Source organism: Streptomyces sp. BR123 (assembly GCF_013401435.1).
Taxonomy (GTDB): domain Bacteria; phylum Actinomycetota; class Actinomycetes; order Streptomycetales; family Streptomycetaceae; genus Streptomyces.
In genome coordinates this window covers 1-17,781 of the sequence record NZ_JACBGN010000148.1, presented here as the reverse complement: position 1 = coordinate 17,781, position 17,781 = coordinate 1, and the positions used below count along the sequence as shown (strand labels likewise).

Annotated in this window: 9 protein-coding genes and 6 pseudogenes; 12 read left to right on the top strand and 3 right to left on the bottom strand. The window is 66.8% G+C overall.

Annotation, left to right across the window (positions count from 1 at the left end):
- The 8 genes and pseudogenes from HYE82_RS21860 to HYE82_RS39040 all read left to right on the top strand — a co-directional run.
- A pseudogene (locus HYE82_RS21860) lies at positions 1-126 on the top strand (IS5/IS1182 family transposase); the annotation flags it as partial.
- Positions 127-214: 88 nt separating this feature from the next.
- A pseudogene (locus tag HYE82_RS39350) lies at positions 215-541 on the top strand (transposase); the annotation flags it as partial.
- Positions 542-849: 308 nt separating this feature from the next.
- Positions 850-1,002, top strand: coding sequence for a hypothetical protein (locus HYE82_RS39345; protein WP_179175820.1), 153 nt, complete (start codon positions 850-852; stop codon positions 1,000-1,002).
- 456 nt (positions 1,003-1,458) lie between these two features.
- Positions 1,459-1,752, top strand: coding sequence for a hypothetical protein (locus HYE82_RS38320; protein WP_256987517.1), 294 nt, complete (start codon positions 1,459-1,461; stop codon positions 1,750-1,752).
- Positions 1,753-1,810: 58 nt separating this feature from the next.
- Positions 1,811-1,972: a hypothetical protein gene (locus HYE82_RS38315; protein WP_309144402.1), complete on the top strand. Its 162-nt coding sequence runs from the start codon at positions 1,811-1,813 to the stop codon at positions 1,970-1,972.
- Positions 1,969-2,712 carry a hypothetical protein gene (locus HYE82_RS38310; RefSeq protein WP_256987516.1) on the top strand — a complete coding sequence of 248 codons (744 nt, stop codon included), beginning with the start codon at positions 1,969-1,971 and terminating at the stop codon, positions 2,710-2,712. The genes HYE82_RS38315 and HYE82_RS38310 overlap by 4 nt, the downstream gene beginning before the upstream one ends.
- Positions 2,639-3,322: pseudogene (locus tag HYE82_RS21840) on the top strand (type IV secretion protein Rhs); the annotation flags it as partial. The gene HYE82_RS38310 and the pseudogene HYE82_RS21840, both read left to right, overlap by 74 nt.
- 44 nt (positions 3,323-3,366) lie before the next feature.
- Positions 3,367-3,639, top strand: a pseudogene (locus tag HYE82_RS39040) (IS630 family transposase); the annotation flags it as partial.
- Between the two features lie 307 nt (positions 3,640-3,946).
- On the opposite strand, the gene HYE82_RS21835 reads toward HYE82_RS39040, so the two are convergent.
- The gene (locus HYE82_RS21835; RefSeq protein ID WP_179175824.1) at positions 3,947-7,039 is read right to left on the bottom strand and encodes a DNRLRE domain-containing protein; all 3,093 of its coding nucleotides are present in this window, start codon (positions 7,037-7,039) and stop codon (positions 3,947-3,949) included.
- A 595-nt stretch (positions 7,040-7,634) separates the two neighbouring features.
- Here HYE82_RS21835 and HYE82_RS21830 point away from each other — a divergent pair.
- Together HYE82_RS21830 and HYE82_RS21825 are read left to right on the top strand one after the other, a co-directional pair.
- Positions 7,635-14,948, top strand: a complete 7,314-nt coding sequence (locus tag HYE82_RS21830; RefSeq protein ID WP_179175823.1) for a ricin-type beta-trefoil lectin domain protein — start codon at positions 7,635-7,637, stop codon at positions 14,946-14,948.
- Positions 14,945-15,286: a hypothetical protein gene (locus HYE82_RS21825; RefSeq protein ID WP_179175822.1), complete on the top strand. Its 342-nt coding sequence runs from the start codon at positions 14,945-14,947 to the stop codon at positions 15,284-15,286. Before HYE82_RS21830 ends, HYE82_RS21825 begins: the two co-directional genes overlap by 4 nt.
- A gap of 111 nt (positions 15,287-15,397) precedes the next feature.
- Here HYE82_RS21825 and HYE82_RS21820 read toward each other — a convergent pair.
- Positions 15,398-15,772, bottom strand: a pseudogene (locus HYE82_RS21820) (transposase); the annotation flags it as partial.
- A 395-nt stretch (positions 15,773-16,167) separates the two neighbouring features.
- Here HYE82_RS21820 and HYE82_RS38305 point away from each other — a divergent pair.
- The gene (locus HYE82_RS38305; RefSeq protein ID WP_256987515.1) at positions 16,168-16,302 is read left to right on the top strand and encodes a hypothetical protein; all 135 of its coding nucleotides are present in this window, start codon (positions 16,168-16,170) and stop codon (positions 16,300-16,302) included.
- Complete coding sequence (locus HYE82_RS21815; RefSeq protein ID WP_179175821.1) at positions 16,293-17,291, top strand: phosphoribosyltransferase; 999 nt, start codon at positions 16,293-16,295, stop codon at positions 17,289-17,291. Before HYE82_RS38305 ends, HYE82_RS21815 begins: the two co-directional genes overlap by 10 nt.
- On the opposite strand, the pseudogene HYE82_RS21810 reads toward HYE82_RS21815, so the two are convergent.
- A pseudogene (locus HYE82_RS21810) lies at positions 17,287-17,781 on the bottom strand (transposase); the annotation flags it as partial. The gene HYE82_RS21815 and the pseudogene HYE82_RS21810 overlap by 5 nt on opposite strands.

The following is a 17,781-nucleotide window of genomic DNA, read 5'->3' as shown; positions in this document are numbered from 1 at the left end:
AGTTCCGCGCGATCGCGACCAGGTACGACAAGCTCGCCGACCGCTACCGCGCCGGAGTCGTGCTGGCCTCGCTGATCCTCTGGCTCCGCGAACCAGCCAGATGATCATTTGTCAGACACTGCCTAGGGGCCTAGCTTGACTCTGTCGGGGATCTTGGAATCTCCCGGCGCGACAGCGTGATCTGCGGGCATGTTCAGGGCAGTTCCGAAGGCTGATGCGGTTGTCGAGGTGCCTGTTGTCACTGCGTGCCCGTTCTGGTGAGCAAGTCCCTTCTCTGACCGTGCAGATGGCGCGGGCGAGCAACCTGGGCGGTACGACAGCGATTAAGAGACCGCCTCGACGGGTTGTGGTGCGACGAGGACTTCGCCGACTGGTACCCGCGCGACGGCCGCCCCGGCATCTCACCCGCCCAGCTGGCCATCGTCTTGTGCTGCAGTTCCTGCTCGGCCTGTCGGACCGGCAGGCGGCCGAGGCGGTTCGCTGCCGCATCGATTTCAAGTACGCCCTGGCCATGGAGCTGGACGACCCAGCCTTCCACCACAGCGTGCTGGCCGACTTCCGCGAGCGCCTCACCCGGGACGACCGCGCCGACCGCCTCCTCGACCTCGCACTCGCACGCCTGAAGGAGGCCGGCTTCGTACGCGAGCGCACCACCCAGCGCACAGACTCCACCCACGTCCTGGCCGCGGTGCGCGATCTGACCCGGCTGGAACTGGTCACCGAGGCCGTCCGCGCCGCGCTGGAAGAAGCCGCCCGTACGGCCGGGCACCTCCTGGTCGATCTGGTCGACGAGGAGTGGGGGCGCAGTTGTCCGCGCAGCGCTCGGCCGAGAACGGAGGGACGAGCCGGGTGTACCAGCACCGTTGGACGGTACGGATGCACAAGGTCCGTCAGTGGTACCCCAGCATTCAGGAGCACCGTGTGCTCTGGCGCGGTCCGTACATCAAGGGCCTGGCCGACGCGCCCTTCATGGTGATGGAGAAGGCGTACGTCGTGGACTGAGACTGGGGAGCGCGGCGGGGCAAAGCGACCGCCGTGCGAGCTCAGCCGCCGCCCATTTCCCGAACCCGACGTCGTTTCGGACAGTGCGCCGGCTCCGCTCGATTGCGGCGCTTCCATGCCGCTGTACAGGGCGTCCCACTTCAGGCGTGTGCAGTGCGTACGGGTGACGGAATCGGCCACGCCTTGGCGGGAAACAGACAGTGAACCCTTGCCCACTGTTTGTGAGGTGCGCCACTCCGGTTAGACATCCTGTCGGTGTCATGCCATGAAGTGTCACCCAAAAGGGCAGGTCATCCCCCACTTGGCGCCCGCTCGCACATCACTGTCTGCATCGAACATCTTTCCGTGCGTGACATTCGTTGGGCGCATGCGTGTTCGGCCCTCAGCGCCGGTTGAGTGAACGCGAACCGGCGCACTCGCGCCGCATCACCTTCCGGCCCTCAACGAAGAGGACTCATGATCGACGATGTCCGTGAGGAGGACGGCCGCAGCCCTGTGGCCGAGGCCCCGCTCCCGCTGCCGCTGGAGTTCGAGGCGCATTACCTCACCAACCAGGAGGCGTTCCACGCGTACGCCCTCGCCTTCCTCGGCACCAACGACCTCGCCGAGAAAGCGGTGCACCGCGCCTTCCTGGAGATCCTGCGGCACTGGAACGCCCTGCTGGCGGAGAGCGACCTGCAAGGACAGACCTGGGCGATCATGCGGCGCACGGTGAATCCCTGCTCGGCTTCCGCGACCAGCTCACGGTGATGGACAGCGGGCTCGGCCTCTACAAGGCACTCGGGAACCTGCCCCGCGTCAGTTTGACGTGATCGTCCTGCGCTACATCGCCAAGTACGACACCAAGCGCATCAGCTGGTACATGGGCGTCACGCCCAGCACCGTCGACTACCACTGCCGCAAGGCCCGGGAGCGCCTCTCCCCGGTCTACCGCCGCGCCACGAAGCAGAAGCAGGAGGACACACTGTGAGCACCTGGGAGAAGCGCCTTGCCGAGGCCGGCAGTGGCGAGCCGCGCCGTGCTTTCGACGTCGCCGCCGGACTGCGGGCCCTGGCCGAAGAGGCCGGCTACGTCCAGCCCGCGCCGGAAGTACGCCGCGCGTCTCGCGCCCGCCGGCAACTGGAGGTATTCGCCCGCCTGACGCTGAAGCAGGTCGGAGCGAGCACCCATGTCAGGGACCTCACCGCGATCATCGGCGACCCGATGGCACCCGGCTTCGACGGGTGGACCGACGACGTCGACATCGACGGCGTCCAGGTTTTCGCCTGCGCGCTCTACCTGACCCACCATCCCGAGAGCGCAAGGTTCTGGTGGCAACTGGCCGCCGGTGCCGGCCACAGCGGCGCCGCGTACTGCCTGCACCTGCACCACCTCAGTGGCGGCGACCTCCGCGAGGCCAGGTTCTGGAGGCGCCAGATGGAGAGGCTCTTCGATGACAGCTACTCGGAGAAGTTCATCGAGGTCCTGGAGTCCTTCACCGGCTCCGCACGGCACCACCAGGACATCGCCCCCGTGCCCACCGGATCCCTGGCCGCCGAGATCGAACGCCTCGCCGAACAGCACGACGGCGGACTCATCTGCCGCCCCGACAGCCAGCTCGCCGACCGGATCCACGACCTCGCCGGCGCTGACTTTTCACTTCACCGCCCCGGCTGGCAGCGAACCGGGAGGCGACGGCGAAGCCTGGCTTTCCGAGATATCCGAGCGTAACGGCCACACCATCACCATCGACCGCAGTGAGGACGGCCTGCCGCTCGCCTTGGTCCACTCTGCAGGCCACCATTTGAGGCTGTCCATCACCGAAGGCTTGGTCACCGCCCTGTCCCTCGCCGACGCAGGCGAGGATGGCGCGGATCTTTCCCTGATGAACTACAGCTACCAGGATGGAAACCTCACGACGGTAAGTAAGCCGTCGGGTGCCACCACCGCCTTCGTCTACGACGACCGCCGTCGTGTGACCGCGTGGGTCGACTCCAACGGAAGCCGCTACGAATATGTCTACGACGACCACAACCGCGTCGTGGGGGAGGGCGGCGAAGCAGGCCACGTCCAGATCACTTTGACGTACACCGAGCGGGACCCGGAGACAGGGCACCACACCACCACGCTCACCACCGCTGACGGCCACACGACCCGTTACCTGTTCGGCCCCGGCTGTCGCCCCCTGGCTGTCACCGATCCACTCGGCCACACGACCCGCTACACCTATGACCCGCGCGGCAACTTGCTGACCCGCACCGACCCGCTGGGCCATACCACCACCTTCTCCTACGACGAGGATGGCCGGGTCGTCCGCGCCGTCCGCCCCGACGGAAGCGAATTCCAAACCGTGCGCGGCCGGTTCGGCTTGCCCATGGAGGTCTTTTCTCCCCGCACCTGACCACGCGGAAGGACACCCGAGTCGGCGACTGGGCCGCGGCCAGCAACGTCGAGTTCGCCTACACGCCGACCAACAGTTCCTGGCTGAACCGCATCGAGGCCCAGTTCACCGCCCTGCGCTACTTCGCGCTGGACGGCACCGACCACGCCAGCCACAAGGAACAGGGCAGCATGATCCGCCGCTACATCATCTGGCGGAACAAACACGCAGCCGACGAGCGGCTACGCGAGGTAGTCAACAGGGCGAACGTTGCCTGATGCGGCACTAGTTACGGCGTTCGGGGCCGTGGCAGCGATACCCCGACGCCGTAGCAGGTGGCGGATCGCCGAGCTGGAGTAGGCGAATGCGGTGGCGTCGTTGACATTGCCGGGCGTGAGCCTTGCGTCGCCTTTGTTGTGGACACCTTCTTCCGTGCCCCGTCGGTTGCTCCGCGGCGATCACAGAGCACGCCTTTAGGGTCATGGCGGCTTGAGGTAGCTGATCTTTGGTTTTCGGTATGTAAAGGGGCGGCCGGCCCGGGTGGGTGTCCGGGTCGGCCGCCGTGTGGGTGTTGTGGTGGTTGGGTTATCCGATGGTGAGGAAGGTGTTCCAGCCGTCTTCGTCGCGGCCGATGGCGCCGCCGATGGAGGCGGTGCCTCCGTTGTAGAGGTATTGGTAGCCGTTGCTGGCGTTCACGGCCCAGATGTCGGGGATCCCGTCGCCTGTTGCGTCCGGGGTGCCGAGGATCTGGGGGAAGGTTGTCCTGCCCCAACCGGTGGTGGCGTAGGTGAGGTCGGTGCCGCCGTTGGAGTTGGTTGCGGACTGCAGTGAGGTGATGTCTGCGCCGCCGTTGGTGCCTGCCTTGCCCTTGCGCAGGGCCAGGGTGCGGTCGGGGTTGGAGTTGTCGCGGAACAGCAGGTCGGGGACCTTGTCGCCGGAGATGTCGCGGATCCCGACGATGTCGCGGGCGGCCCAGCCTGTGGCCAGGTGGCGGTAGGAGGAGAAGCTGGAGCCGGTGTAGCCGGAGAGGAACCAGAACCCGTCGGCGTCGAGGGCGAACATGTCTGCGAGCCCGTCGCCGTCGGCGTCTTCGGTCACGACGATCTGCCGGAAGGTGGCGGGGTCCGGGGCGTTGAGCGGGAGGATGATTTCGGTTCGGCGGCCGACGTCGAACTGGCCGGTGCCGGTGCCGGGGTAGATGTACATCTTGCCGTCGGGCATGCGGGCGATCAGGTCGGTGATGCCGTCGCCGGGGAGCCAGTCGGTGGAGTGCCCGATGAGCGCGGGCTTTCCGGTGGCAGGGTCTTTCCAGTAGCCGTTGGCGACGGGCTTGCCGTTTTGGACGGCGCCGGGGATGTAGGCGTCGGTGTCGCCCTTCTGGTCGCCGGCGTAGGTGCGCAGGTTTCCTGCCGCGTCGATGGCGAGGAGGTCGGGGAATCCGTCGCCTGTGACGTCGCCGGGCTTGTCGATGCCTGCCCGCGGCCGCACGTAGAAGAGGTACTCGCTCGGCACCGAGATGTTCCCGGCCTTGTTGACCGTACGGACGTAGAGGATGTTGGGGCCCGCAACGTCGACCTGCAGCTTGAGCTGTGCGAGGTCGTTGTCTACGGGAGCGATCTTCTGGTCGTAGAGGGGGCGGTTCAGGCTCCACTGGTACTCGCGGATGTCTGTGGCCGGGGTGCCGTTGCCACGAAACTCGATGACCTGGTCCTTCGTGCCCGCCGGGTTCACGCTCCATTCGGCGGCGTCAGGGCCGGGCCCGGGGAAGTCGGTGGACCTGACGGCGGGGCTGGCGGGTGCGGTGTGGTCAACCGTGAAGGTGCACCAGCCGCCGCCTCCGGAGTCTGCCGGCCCGCTGCCGGGGGATCCCGACCCGTCCCAGTCGACCGCGCGGGAGAGCCAGTAGTACTTCCTGCCCGAGGTGAACTTGTCCCAGCCCACTTCGCGGGTGATCACGCCGTCGCTGTTGACGGGGATCCACTCGCTATAGATGCCCTGGCCGCTGACCGCGTCCCAGACCTCGATCTGGAGCTGATTGAGGTTGCCGTCGCGGTCGGCTCCCTTGACCTGGAAGGTTACGTTCGTCTTGCCGATGCTCGTACCGTTTCCACTGGTCAGGCACGCCCCGCCGGGGGATGTGCTCATGTTCGCGGCGACCGGGACGTCCGGAGGATTGTTGTAGACGATTTCCAGGTAGGGGGCGCTCTCGCCGTTGGCGAGGAGCTTCTTCCAGTAGTACGAGTCTGATTCGTCCGGGGCCTTGAAGCCCAGTGAGAGCGCGCTCCAGCGGCTGTTGGCGGCCTCGGTCACCAGTCCCTTGATGTCGGGTGCGATCCAGTTGTCGGGGCAGGAGCTGTTGTAGCCGTAGCCCGCGTTCTCAGTGGCGACCTTCTTGGTCCACCAGCCTGTGGTGTTGTTCCACGTGCTCGACGACGTTACGTACGGTGTCGAGTAGATGTCCATGATCTTGCGGTCGCAGGACCACGAGTAGGTCTGCAGGGCGCGGACGCTGGCGGAGAGGATGCCGGTCCCGTGGAGCTCGCTGCCGAAGTCGAAGTTGAAGACGGACCGGGATGTTCCGCCGCTGGTGGATTCGTATCCCACGCGGGCTTCGTTGGTGCCGCTCGCGTTGTAGTTCTGACCATTGTAGAAGCTGGAGCTGCCGGCCGTCTTGTAGAGCAGCGACCAGGACTGCTTGTGCCCCTTGAACGAGGGGTCCACGAATACGGGATAGACGGTGTCCGTGGCGTTGAGCAGTGCGGTGTCCGGCTTCAGCGACAGCGTTCCGTCGGCGAAGGCCGCCTTGGCCACTGCGATGTGGGCGCCCTCGGCCCCGGCGATTCCCGGCAGACCGAGTGTGGGGTGCTGCTCGGCGGCGGGACCCGGTTTCCAGTCCGGGATGCCGTCGGTGGCGGCGACCTTGCCGGACGAGTCCCACATCAGGGGTGACGGCGCGCCGGCTATCTCCTCGCCCTTGTCGTTGCGGGCGCTGAGCGCGCCCGACTCCGCGTCCAGCTGGAAGGTGAGATCAGGCGAGGACAGGCGGGAGTTCAGCTCGCCCAGCAGAGGGTCGGCGGCGGCCTGCCTGTCCTTGACCACCAGCAGCTGCGAGTAGCCGCCGTCCTGGGCCGTCATGAGCAGGTCGATGCCGGGCCGGACGTTCTCGTACAGGGCCCTGGGCCCCTCGACGACTGGCGCGGGCAGTACGCCCGGCCAGCTGATGACCATTTCGTGGCCGTCGGTGTTGAGGCGGACCAGCTCGCTCCACACCTGCCCCGGCACATCCTGGATCAGGGCGGTACGCATCACGCTGCGCGAGGCGCGCCCCTCGCCCTCGCCCTGGTTTGCGGATCCGGCACTGAAGACCACTCGGCCGTTGACCGCCTTGGCCGCGTAGCCGCCGTCCACCCGCTCCAGACGGGTGTCGACCGGCTTCCACTGGCCGCCCACGCGCGCGCGGACCGCGGAGCTGGAAACGCGCTTCTTGAAGGTGCCGTCAGGCAGTGCCCAGGTGGTGGTGTTGGAGCTGCGCTCGGCGGTGACCTCCACATCCTTGCCGCTTTTCGCCGCCAGATTCCGGGCCTCGGGCGCTGCTAGAAGGGTGCTGCTGCCGTCGTTGCCCGGTGTCTTTGCGGGCTTCTGGCTCCCGCTCAGCTGCACGCCGACAGGGACAGCCACGGCCACGGCGAGCAGAGCAGCCAGCCCGCCCAGGGTCTTGCGCCGCCTGTACCAAGGCTGAGTCGGGGCAGGATTTTGCCTTTCCGCATCGGCTGCGGGGGGACTCTCGTCCACGGATTGGCTCACAGCCATGGTTCTTTTTCTCCCCCCTGGGGCGCGTGCGTTCGCAGCCCTGGGTGCTCATTGGTGGTTCGGGCACTGCCCCGCAGTGTGAACGGTGTGCTCACCGCTCGTTTCCCCACGCGATGGGCGTGCGAGCTGAGCATGAGCCATCCGAGGCCGATCGTCACTCCTGGACGGACCACGGAGGCGCCCTGTTTCTACCTTTTAGATCAGTTGTCCCGAGATTTGCTGACGGTAAAGTGATTAAGACCACATGGGGGCAATGTTTGGTGGTGTTTCCGTTTCAGGGGCCACAGAATCAGCTGGCAATTTGTCAGTCTCCTGCCGTGCGCGCGCTGCTGCGGCGACGGCAGAGCGTGGGGGTCCCAACATGTCGCCGTTGTCGGCGGACAGTTTTCGCCTGCCCGGAAACAGACAGGCTCGCGCTCTACGCGCGCGCCTGGCCGGGCGTACCGGCATCACCGTGTCCGTGATGCTGGTCGCATCTCTTCTGCCCATCCAGGCCTGGGCGGCGCCACCGGGCGACCGCACCGGCGTCCAGCTCCCGGGCCTTCAAGAAGACCTCAAGGCCAAACTCGACCAGGTCGAGGCAGCCAAGCTCGAAGGATGGGCCGGAGCACCCGCCCAGCCACCGGCCGGGTACGAGCCGTCGAAGGTCACTCCGCCAGCCGCAGGCACGGCGAGCGTCGCCTTGAGCGGGGACCAACTCGTCCAGGCAGGGTCGCTGCCGGTCAGCATCGGCAAGGCCTCGCCGACCGAGAGCAACCCGGCGCCGCCGACTCCGTCAGGCACCTGGTCGGTGGCGGTCGAGGCCCGTACCGCGACCGAGGCGGCGAACGTCGACGGCGCACTCATCAAGGTCACACCGCCTGCGGATGCCCCCACACCGGTGGACGTCCAACTGGACTACAAGCAGTTCAAGGACCTGTTCGGCACCGAGTGGTCCTCCCGCCTGGAGCTCAAGATGTTCCCGGAGTGCTTCCTGAGCACCCCGGACCTTCCCGAGTGCTCCACAGCGCAGGCCGTGCCCAGCACAAACGACCCGGCTACCGGAACGGTCCGGGCCACCGTCGACCCGGCCACCGCGCCCGGCCAGGGCATGCGCACGATGGCGGTCGGCGGCGGGCCGATGCTCCTCGCCGCCTCGGACTCGGCCTCGGGCGCGGGCGGAACCTACACGGCGACCCCGCTCGCGGCCTCCGCCAGCTGGTCGGCCGGAGGCAGCAGCGGCGGCTTCTCCTGGACCTACCCCCTCGGGATCCCGGCCCCGGCAGCCGGCCCCGCGCCGAAGATCGATTTCACCTACTCGTCGCAGTCTGTCGACGGCAAGACGTCCGTCGCGAACAGCCAGGCATCCTGGATCGGCGACGGCTGGGACTACACCCCCGGCTTCATCGAGCGCCGCTACCGCACCTGCTCCGACGACCTCAAGGCGACACCCAGCCAGCCCAACAACGACAACGCCACGGACAAGAAGAAGGGCGACCTCTGCTGGGCCGGCGACAACATGGTGATGTCGCTCGGCGGGAACAGCACCGAGCTCGTCCGTGACGCCGCCACCGGCCAGTGGGTCCCCGCGGGCGACGACGGATCCCGGGTCGAGCGCAAGACCGACACGGCGATCGCCAACGGCGCCAAGGACGGCGAGTACTGGGTCGTCACCACGCCGAACGGCACGCGCTACTTCTTCGGCCGCCACGACGTCGACGGCGCAGGCACCCGCGCCGTGACCGACTCCGTCTTCACCGTCCCGGTCTTCGGCAACCATGCCGGCGAGCCGTGCCACCAGGCGGCCTTCGCCGACTCCTCCTGCCAGCAGGCCTGGCGGTGGAACCTCGACTACGTCGAGGACATCCACGGCAATGCCATGGTCATCGACTGGAAGAAGGAAACCAACCACTACGCCAAGAACGACAAAACGACTACGAAGGCGGCCTACACCCGCGGCGGCTACCCGTCCCAGATCTCCTACGGCCTGCGCGCAGACAACCTCAGCGGCGCGCCCGGCGCCAAGGTCGAGTTCACCGTGGAGGAGCGCTGCATCAAGGAGGGCACCGCGAAGTGCTCCGACACCGAGTTCGAATCGAAGAACTACTCTGACAAGCAGCCGTGGTGGGACACCCCGTCCACCCTGCACTGCAAGGCGGACGCCAAGGAGTGCTTCTCCACCGCTCCGAGCTTCTGGACGCGCAAGCGCCTGACTGCGGTCACCACCTACGCCCAGCGCACGGAGGGCTCCACCGCCCTGTCGCTCGTCGACCGGTGGACCCTGGCCCAGTCCTTCCCCAAGCAGCGCACCGACACGCACCCGCCGCTGTGGCTGGAGTCGATCACCCGCACCGGCTTCGGCACCGCCAAGGACAGCGCCGGCAACCAGCTGAGCACCTCGCTGCCCCCGGTTTCGTTCCTGGCAAACGTCCAGGACATGCCCAACCGGGTCGCCACCGGTACCAACGACCCGACCCCGGACTTCGACCGTCTGCGCGTGGAGACCATCCGCAGCGAGACCGGCGGTGAGATCTACGTCGACTACTCGGACCCCTGCCCGCTCGGCACCACGCGCCCCAAGCCGGAGGAGAACACCTCCCGCTGCTACCCGGTCCACTGGTCACCGGACAGCGAGGCGGAGACACCTCCGATCGCCTGGTTCAACAAGTACGTCGTCGACCGCGTGGTCGAGAAGGACCGGGTGGCCCGCCAGCCCGACCAGGTCACCACCTACACCTATGAAGGCGACGCGGCCTGGGCCAAGGACTCCGACGAGTTCACCAAGCCGGAACTGCGCACGTACAACATGTGGCGCGGCTACGCCTCCGTCATGGTCAAGAGCGGCACGACGGCGAACGCCGGCAAGGCCGACGCGACCGAGGAGACCCAGTCCCGTACCCGCTACTTCCGGGGCATGTCAGGCGACGCCGGACGCGCGAAGGTCACCGTCAAGGACTCCACCGGCAACGAGACGCTCGGCGAAGACCTCCCCCACTACCAGGGCCGCACGGCCGAGGAGATCACGTACTCGAAGGCCGGCGGCACGGTCGACAAGCGGGTCCTGAACTGGCCCTGGAGCCAGAAGACCGCGACCCGTCCGCGGGACGGCACCACCCCGCTCGAGGCCTACCGCATCAACACCGCACGGACCGACACGATCCAGCCGATCAGTGGCGGCCGGGTCCGGGTGGGCCGTTCCCTCAACACCTTCGAGCCCACCTACGGCCTGTTGCAGTCCGCACAGACAGAAGCACGCACCGAGGGCGGCAGCACCGGCTCCGTCCTGGTCGAGCAGAACTGCACGGTCACCACCTACGTGCACAACACCGCCGCCTACCTGATCGGCCTGCCCCAGCGAGTCCGGGTGACCGCAGGAGAGTGCAGCCAGGCGGCCAGCGCGGCGATGCTCTCCGACCTGCGCACCTCCTACGACGCGCTCAACGCCTTCGGGACCGCGCCCGTCAAGGGCCTGCCGTTCCAGGTGGACAGCGCCGACGCCACCGGCACCGGCTGGGTGACCACGGCCCGCACCGAGTACGACTCCCTGGGCAGGACCGTCAAGGTCCAAGACGCCTCGGGCAACGCCACCACCACCACGTTCACCCCCGCCACGGGCGTGCCGTTCAGCACGAAGACGACGAACCCCCTGGGCCACTCGTCCACCGTCAAGGCCGACCCCGGGCGCGGCAGCGCTGTGCAGGCCACCGACGCCAACGGGCGCAAGACAACAGTGGCCTACGACAACCTGGGCCGGACCACCGGCGTGTGGACCCCCTCCCAGAAGACCACCGACAAGCCGGCACAGGCCTACGAGTACCGGATCGAGGAACACCAGGCCCCGGTCGTCACCAGCAAGACGCTGCGCGACAACGACACGTACGCCACCTCGGTCGCGATCCACGACGGCCGGCTCCGGCCCCGCCAGACCCAGGCCGAGGCCGTGGGCGGCGGCCGGCTGGTCACCGACACCTTCTACAACGCGAACGGAACCGTCCGCCAGACCAACAACGCATACGCCGCCGAAGGCAGCCCCGACGGCAAGATCTTCGTGCCCGAGTCGGTCTACCAGGTCCCGAACTCCACGAAGACGGCGTACGACGGCCTCGGCCGCCCGGTCCGCACGACCACCCTGCACGCCGACGTAGCACAGAACTCCACCACCAACGAGTACGGCGGTGACTGGGCCCTCTCCCGCACCGGCATGTCCGCGGACGGCACCACACCGCTCCCCGGCAGCCGCGCGGCCAAGACGTGGACGGACGGCGCCGGACGGACCACGCTGATCCAGCACTACACGGCCACCGACCTGACCACGTCGACCGACACCAAGTACACCTACAACCAGCGTGGCAAGCTCGCCACCGTCACCGACGCCGCCGGCAACAAGTGGGCATACGCCTACGACGGCCGCGGCCGCATGACCTCATCCGACGACCCCGACACCGGCAAGTCGACCTTCACCTACAACAACCTCGACCAGAAGGTCTCCACCACCGACTCCTCCGGGCGCACCCAGTTCACCACGTACGACGTACTCGGCCGCGCGACGGAGCTGCGTGACAACGCCGCCGACGGCCCGCTGATCGCCTCCTGGACGTTCGACTCGCTGCCCGGCGCCAAGGGACTTCCCGTCGCCTCCACCCGCTTCGAGGGCATCGCCGCCTTCAAGAGCGAGGTCACCGGGTACGACACCGAGTACCGCCCCACCGGAACGAAGACCACGATTCCGGAGGTGCCCTCGACGAAGGGCCTCGCCGGCACCTACGCCTACACCACCACCTACACCCCCCGCGGCCAGGTCCAGTCGACGACCGTACCGGCCACGCCGGGCGGCCTGGCAGCCGAAAAGCTGATCACGCGGTACGACGCGGAGGGCATGGCCAAGAGCTTCTCCGGCCTGTCCTGGTACACCTCCGACGTCGTCTACAGCCCCTACGGACAGGTGCTGCGCACTGCCTCGGGCAACGCCCCCAACCGGGTGTGGACGACCACCCTCTACAACCGCAACACCAGCCGTGTCGAGCAGTCCATCAGCGACCGCGAGACCGCCAACCCCAACCGGATCTCCGCCCTCTCCTACACCTACGACACCGTCGGCAACCCGACGTCCATCACCGACACCCAGGCGGGCGGCCGGGTGGACCGCCAGTGCTTCACGTACGACGCGATGGGGCAGCTGACCAAGGCGTGGACGGCGAAAAGCCCGAACTGCCCCGCCCCGAGCACGACCGAGGTCACCGCGGGGCCGGACGGCGACGGCTACTGGTACGAGTACCAGTTCGATGCCATCGGCAACCGCACCAAGCTCATCGACCGCGACCTGACCAACGGGGCGCTGGACGACGAAACCAAGTACACCTACGGCGTACCGGTCGCGGGCAACGGCACCCAGCCGCCGACCACCACCCAGCCGCACGCCCTGACCAAGGCGGAGAAGACCACCAGGACCGCCACCTCCACCGTCAATTCCCTCTCGGCCTACGAATACGACGCGGCGGGCAACACCAAGAGCCGGCGCATCGGCGGCGACACGCAGACCCTGAACTGGGACCGGCGCAACAAGCTCGTCTCGGCGAGCAGCCCCGGAATCGGCGCGGTCTCCGTCATAGGCCTGTCCGGCAAGTGCCTCGACGTCGAAGGCGGCAGCACGGCGGACGGCACCCGCGTCCAGCTGTGGTCCTGCAAGAACGTCAAGGCCCAGCAGTGGCGCCTGACGGACAACACCGTCCGCGCCCTCGGAAAGTGCCTCACCGCAGACAACGGGCAAGCCCATATCACCGCCTGTGACGGAAGCGACAAGCAGAAGTTCGTCTACCGTCCCGGTGACAAGACGCTCTACAACCAGGCGGCGAACGCCTGCGTCGACGTCCCCGGCGGCGACACCACCGACGGCACCGACCTGCTGGTCTACACGTGCAACGGCGGGACGAACCAGCAGTGGACGTTCGACAGCACCACCACCTACCTCTACGACGCCTCCGGCAACCGCCTCATCGAGGAAACCGCCACTACGCGCACCCTCTACCTCGGCGAGGCAGTGGTCACCGTCGACAAGGCCGGCCAGGCCATCGACGCCGTCCGCTACTACAGCGGACCCGGCGGCGTCACCACGCGCCGCACAGACGGAAAGGGAACCGGCCACAAGCTCAGCTTCCTCCTGTCCGACCACCACAACACGGCGACGGCCTCGATCGACCAGGCCGCCGGCCAGCAGGTCACCCGCCGCAAGTTCGACCCGTACGGCAACGTCCGCGGGGCGGAGGCCGGAAACTGGCCCGGAGACCGGACCTTCCTCGGCACCGGCGTCGACGACTCCAGCACCGGCCTGACCCACATCGGAGCCCGCGAGTACGACCCGAGCACCGGCCGCTTCATCTCGGTCGACCCGGTCATCGACATCACCGACCCGCTCCAGATGAACGGTTACACGTACTCCAACGGCAACCCCATCACCAACTGGGACCCGTCGGGCCTGGCACTCGAAGAGTGCGCCAGCGGCATGTACACGTGCACCAACCGCGGTACGAAGCCGACCGGAACGGGCAAGAACTACGACCGCATCGTCACCGAAAACAAGGCGGTGCAGCGGCAGCACTCCATCAACCGCCAGTACGCCGCGCACTACGGATGGGGGGTCGCCGGCCAGGCTCAGCAGTCGTACGACCGTGCCGTCAAAATGGACGCCGCTGGCAAGAAGCCCATCAGGGACACCACCAACACTGCAAAAGCAGAGTTGCGCAAGATGCTAGTCAAGTACGACCCGAACAGTGGAGACGTCTCCAAGCAAGTCGCCTACAAGATGTACATGTTCGGGGCCTCGATCGAAGAGGTCGAGTACTTCAGCAGCCACTACTGCGACTTTCTGTCATGTAACACGCCAGTAGAAGCTCTCCTTAGCGGAAGGAACGTCGACAGCCCGCTTTACGAGGCGCCCGCCAGCGAACTGATAGGACAGGCATTTGGCGCAGGTCTTGCATCCCGAATAGGAACCGCGCCGATTGCAGGCAAGGCCCGCTGGAAGCCCTGCGCAAACAGCTTCGTCGCAGGAACTCTGGTCCAGATGGCCGACGGCTCTACCAAGCCGATCGAAGAGCTCACATCCGACGACGTCGTACTGGCGACCAACCCCGAAACCGGTGAAACGGCGGCTAGGAATGTCACCGCCACGATCTACACCAAGGACGACAAGTCCTATGTAGACATCACAGCGGCAACCCCCGAGGGTGCGGCGAACATAACGGCGACGGGTCACCACCCGTTCTGGTCGGAATCCGAGCACGCATGGCTCAACGCCGACCAGCTCCGCCCCGGCATGACCTTGCGCACGGACAACGGCGCAACCGTACCCGTGACCGCCACACGTACCTACACCGGTATCAACGAGACCTACAACCTCACTGTCGCCGACCTTCACACGTACTATGTGCTGGCGGGCGAGACTCCGGTACTTGTTCACAACTGCGGAGGATCGCTCTATGAGGCTGGTGGAAAGCATGGCGCTACGGCCCGCTCAAGCTCCAGAGGGATAAACAGTGCTGAGCCTCAGAATGGCCAGGCTGCCCTGGATAATTCAGTCCCAGTAAAGGGGACCTCTCCTCGGAGAGTCGGGGCCGATGTCGAAAATGGTGAGATCGTTGTCTTGGATCGGACGGTCCAGCGGCCGTGCGAGTGTGGCGGCGGCGGAACGAACGACATTTACCACGGCCACGTCCGCTCATGGGATGATCTTCATATCGACATGCAGAATGCCTTGAGGCGGGCGGGTCTCGTGGACAGGAGAGGGAGGATAGTGGGGTGACGTCACAAGATTCCGCACCATTCGATCGAGTGTGGCGCACTGAACTGCTGGCCGTCATTGCGCATGGTTCGGTCGATCAAGCGACTCAGGCTCTCTTGTCTTTGACGTTCGATGACCCGGACGGCGCTTGGGTGGAGAGCGTTCTCTTGGATTGTCTCGATGGAGACTTCGACGATCAAGTGAAACTTCTCGCGCTCACCTGCTTCGGGCATCTGGCGCGAATTCATGGAGTGATCAGAAATCCTCGCACCGTGATGCAAGTAAAACGCATGGCCAGAGTGCCGGGGTTTGAAGGGCGGGCGCAGGATGCGCTTGATGACTTCGAGACATTCCTATAGGCGCATTCTTTCTGGGCGGCGGCCGTAGAGTCCGAGCGTCGTTCGCAGTGGTGAACAAGGAGGCCCGCCAGGCACTGCCTGGCGGGCCTCCTGCGCTTTCTAGCGCTGGGTCCAGCGTTTGCGTCCCTGGCCGGTGGGATCGAGGCTCATGATGGCCATGTAGACGCATTTGATGGCGGCCTGCTCGTTGGGGAAGTGCCCGCGGGCGCGGACGGCCTTGCGGATCCGTGCGTTCACGGACTCGATGGCGTTCGTCGTGCAGACGATCCGCCGTATCTCGGTGTCGAACTGGAGGAAGGGCACGAACTCGGCCCAGGCGTTCTCCCAGAGCCGCACGATGGCCGGGTACTTCCAGCCCCATTCTTCCTGGAACTCCAGGAAGCGTTCGGTTGCGGCGTCCTAGGTCGGGGTGGTGTAGACGGGCTTGAGGGCCTTCGAGATCTTGTCCCAGTCCTGCCGGGCCGCGTAACGGAACGAGGCTCGTAGGTAGCGCCCGCCTCTCAGACAACGGCGAGACCGAGGTCGGTGAAGCGACTTTTGGGTGTAAAGGGTCAGCTGCCCCACGCCCCTACCCACCGCTGCCCCGGACTCCCATCCCGTCTGCCGTCGACCCACACGTACGTGGAGCGGGCGCGGGTCCTGGCGTCCAGGTGGAGCGCGCCACTGCACGAACGACCTGGACGCCAGGACCCGTGTCTGCTCGGCTTGCCTGGGTCGATGGCAGGCGGGATGGGAGCCTCCCACGCGCACCACGACGCACCGGCACCGGCTGCCGCCGCATCCGAAGCTGGGGAATCCGGAATCCGCAGATGCACGGCCAGAACGGCTGGGATCATGGCAAGAGGGGCAATTCATGATCACGGCCAGCAGTGGGGGCGGCGATGGACGAGAAGAAGACGGTGCGCGCGGTCGCGATCGACTACAATGCAGTCCTGCACGGGCCCGGGCGCGCGCACCAGGGGATCGCTGAACTGCTGCGGTGGCTCGATAACGCGATGTGGCGTGGGTGCTGCTGACCAACGACCCGATGGACGCCAAGTCGGCACTTGCCACGGCAGGCCTTCCTGAACCGGCCCTGCATCTGTGCCGCGACGACATCCCGGACAAGGCGAAGCGCGGAAACAAGGCATGGCTGGAGGCGGTCGCGGACAGACTCGGCCTTCGCATGAACCAGCTCATCCTCATCGGGACCTCGCAGTTCGACTGGTACACAGGCATCCATGCCGGCGTCGTCCACATCCACGCTCGCTGGGCCAGCCGGCTGGGAGCGAAGATCACCTCGCTGATGTCCGACGAGCCGGCCGACGTCATCGAGCTCCTGGAGTACTTCCTGCTGCACGAGCCCAGCTGGGCGTTCCATCTCGATGACGAGGACCGTGCCTTGGCGATCCGCTCGATGCTGCCCTTCAACGCGCGGTTCCCCCGCGGCGGCGGCCGGACCTTCACGATCAAGGACATCTTCACCTACGAGAACACCATCAAGGTCGGTGACCAGGACGCCCGCGATGTCCTGATGCTGCACCTTCTGTGTGCGGCCTACCTCGATGGTGCGCTGCCTGGTCAGAGCTTCTTCTGCGTGTACCCCAGCAGCACGCCCGCCAAGGGCAACCCGCAGCTCGCCGGCTTCCTGGACCGCGCCAAGAACATGACCGGCTCCTCCTACAAGGAGGACCTTCTCGAACGCGTCGCCCAGGCCCCGGACACCAGCCTGGAGCGGTACAAGAGGAGCGTCGGCCAGTCGACGGGCCGGGACATCTCCATCGCCGCCCAGGCCCGCACCGTACGAGTCAACCCGGCCTACAAGAAGAAGATCGCAGGCAAGACGGTGATCGTCTTCGACGACTTCACCACCGAAGGCAAGTCCGTCGAGTGGGCCCGCACCCTCCTCAGCGAGGCCGGAGCAGCGAGGGTCATCGCACTGACCATCGGAAAGTACCCCTCGCGCCACACCGTCTACCGGCTACGCCCCGGCGTCACGATCGACCCCTTCACCACCGGGCGTTGATCGACCCGAACGTGCGCTCCACAGGCCCCTTGGCGGCTGGCTGGTGCGGGGGAGCGGGCTGGACGCTGATACCCAGGGTCTCGGCGGCGGCCAGGAAGGCTGCGGAGACGAACACCCGCCCCCGGTCCACGACCGCCGTCTCGGGCACGGCCACCGGCCGGGCGGCCGCGTGGTGCAGGCGTGTGTCGGCGTCCAGCAGGAGGTCGTAGGGCACCGGGGCCCGTGAGAGGTGCAGGGAGTCGGGCCAGCCGGGGCGCATGGGGTGCGGGGTGGCCATCTCGGCCAGCAGCAGCGCCGCGTCCGCGGCCTTGGTGCCGGCCGGCCGCAGGACCGCGGCCAGGATAGACCGTGATGCCACGTCCAGGGCGATGGTGAGTTCGGGGCGGCCGGTGGTGCCGTTGTCGAACACGGCCAGGACGTCCAGGCGGGTGGTGTCGAGCATGACCTGTTCACCGGCGCGCAATACGCGGGTGGGGGTGCTGTCTCTTAT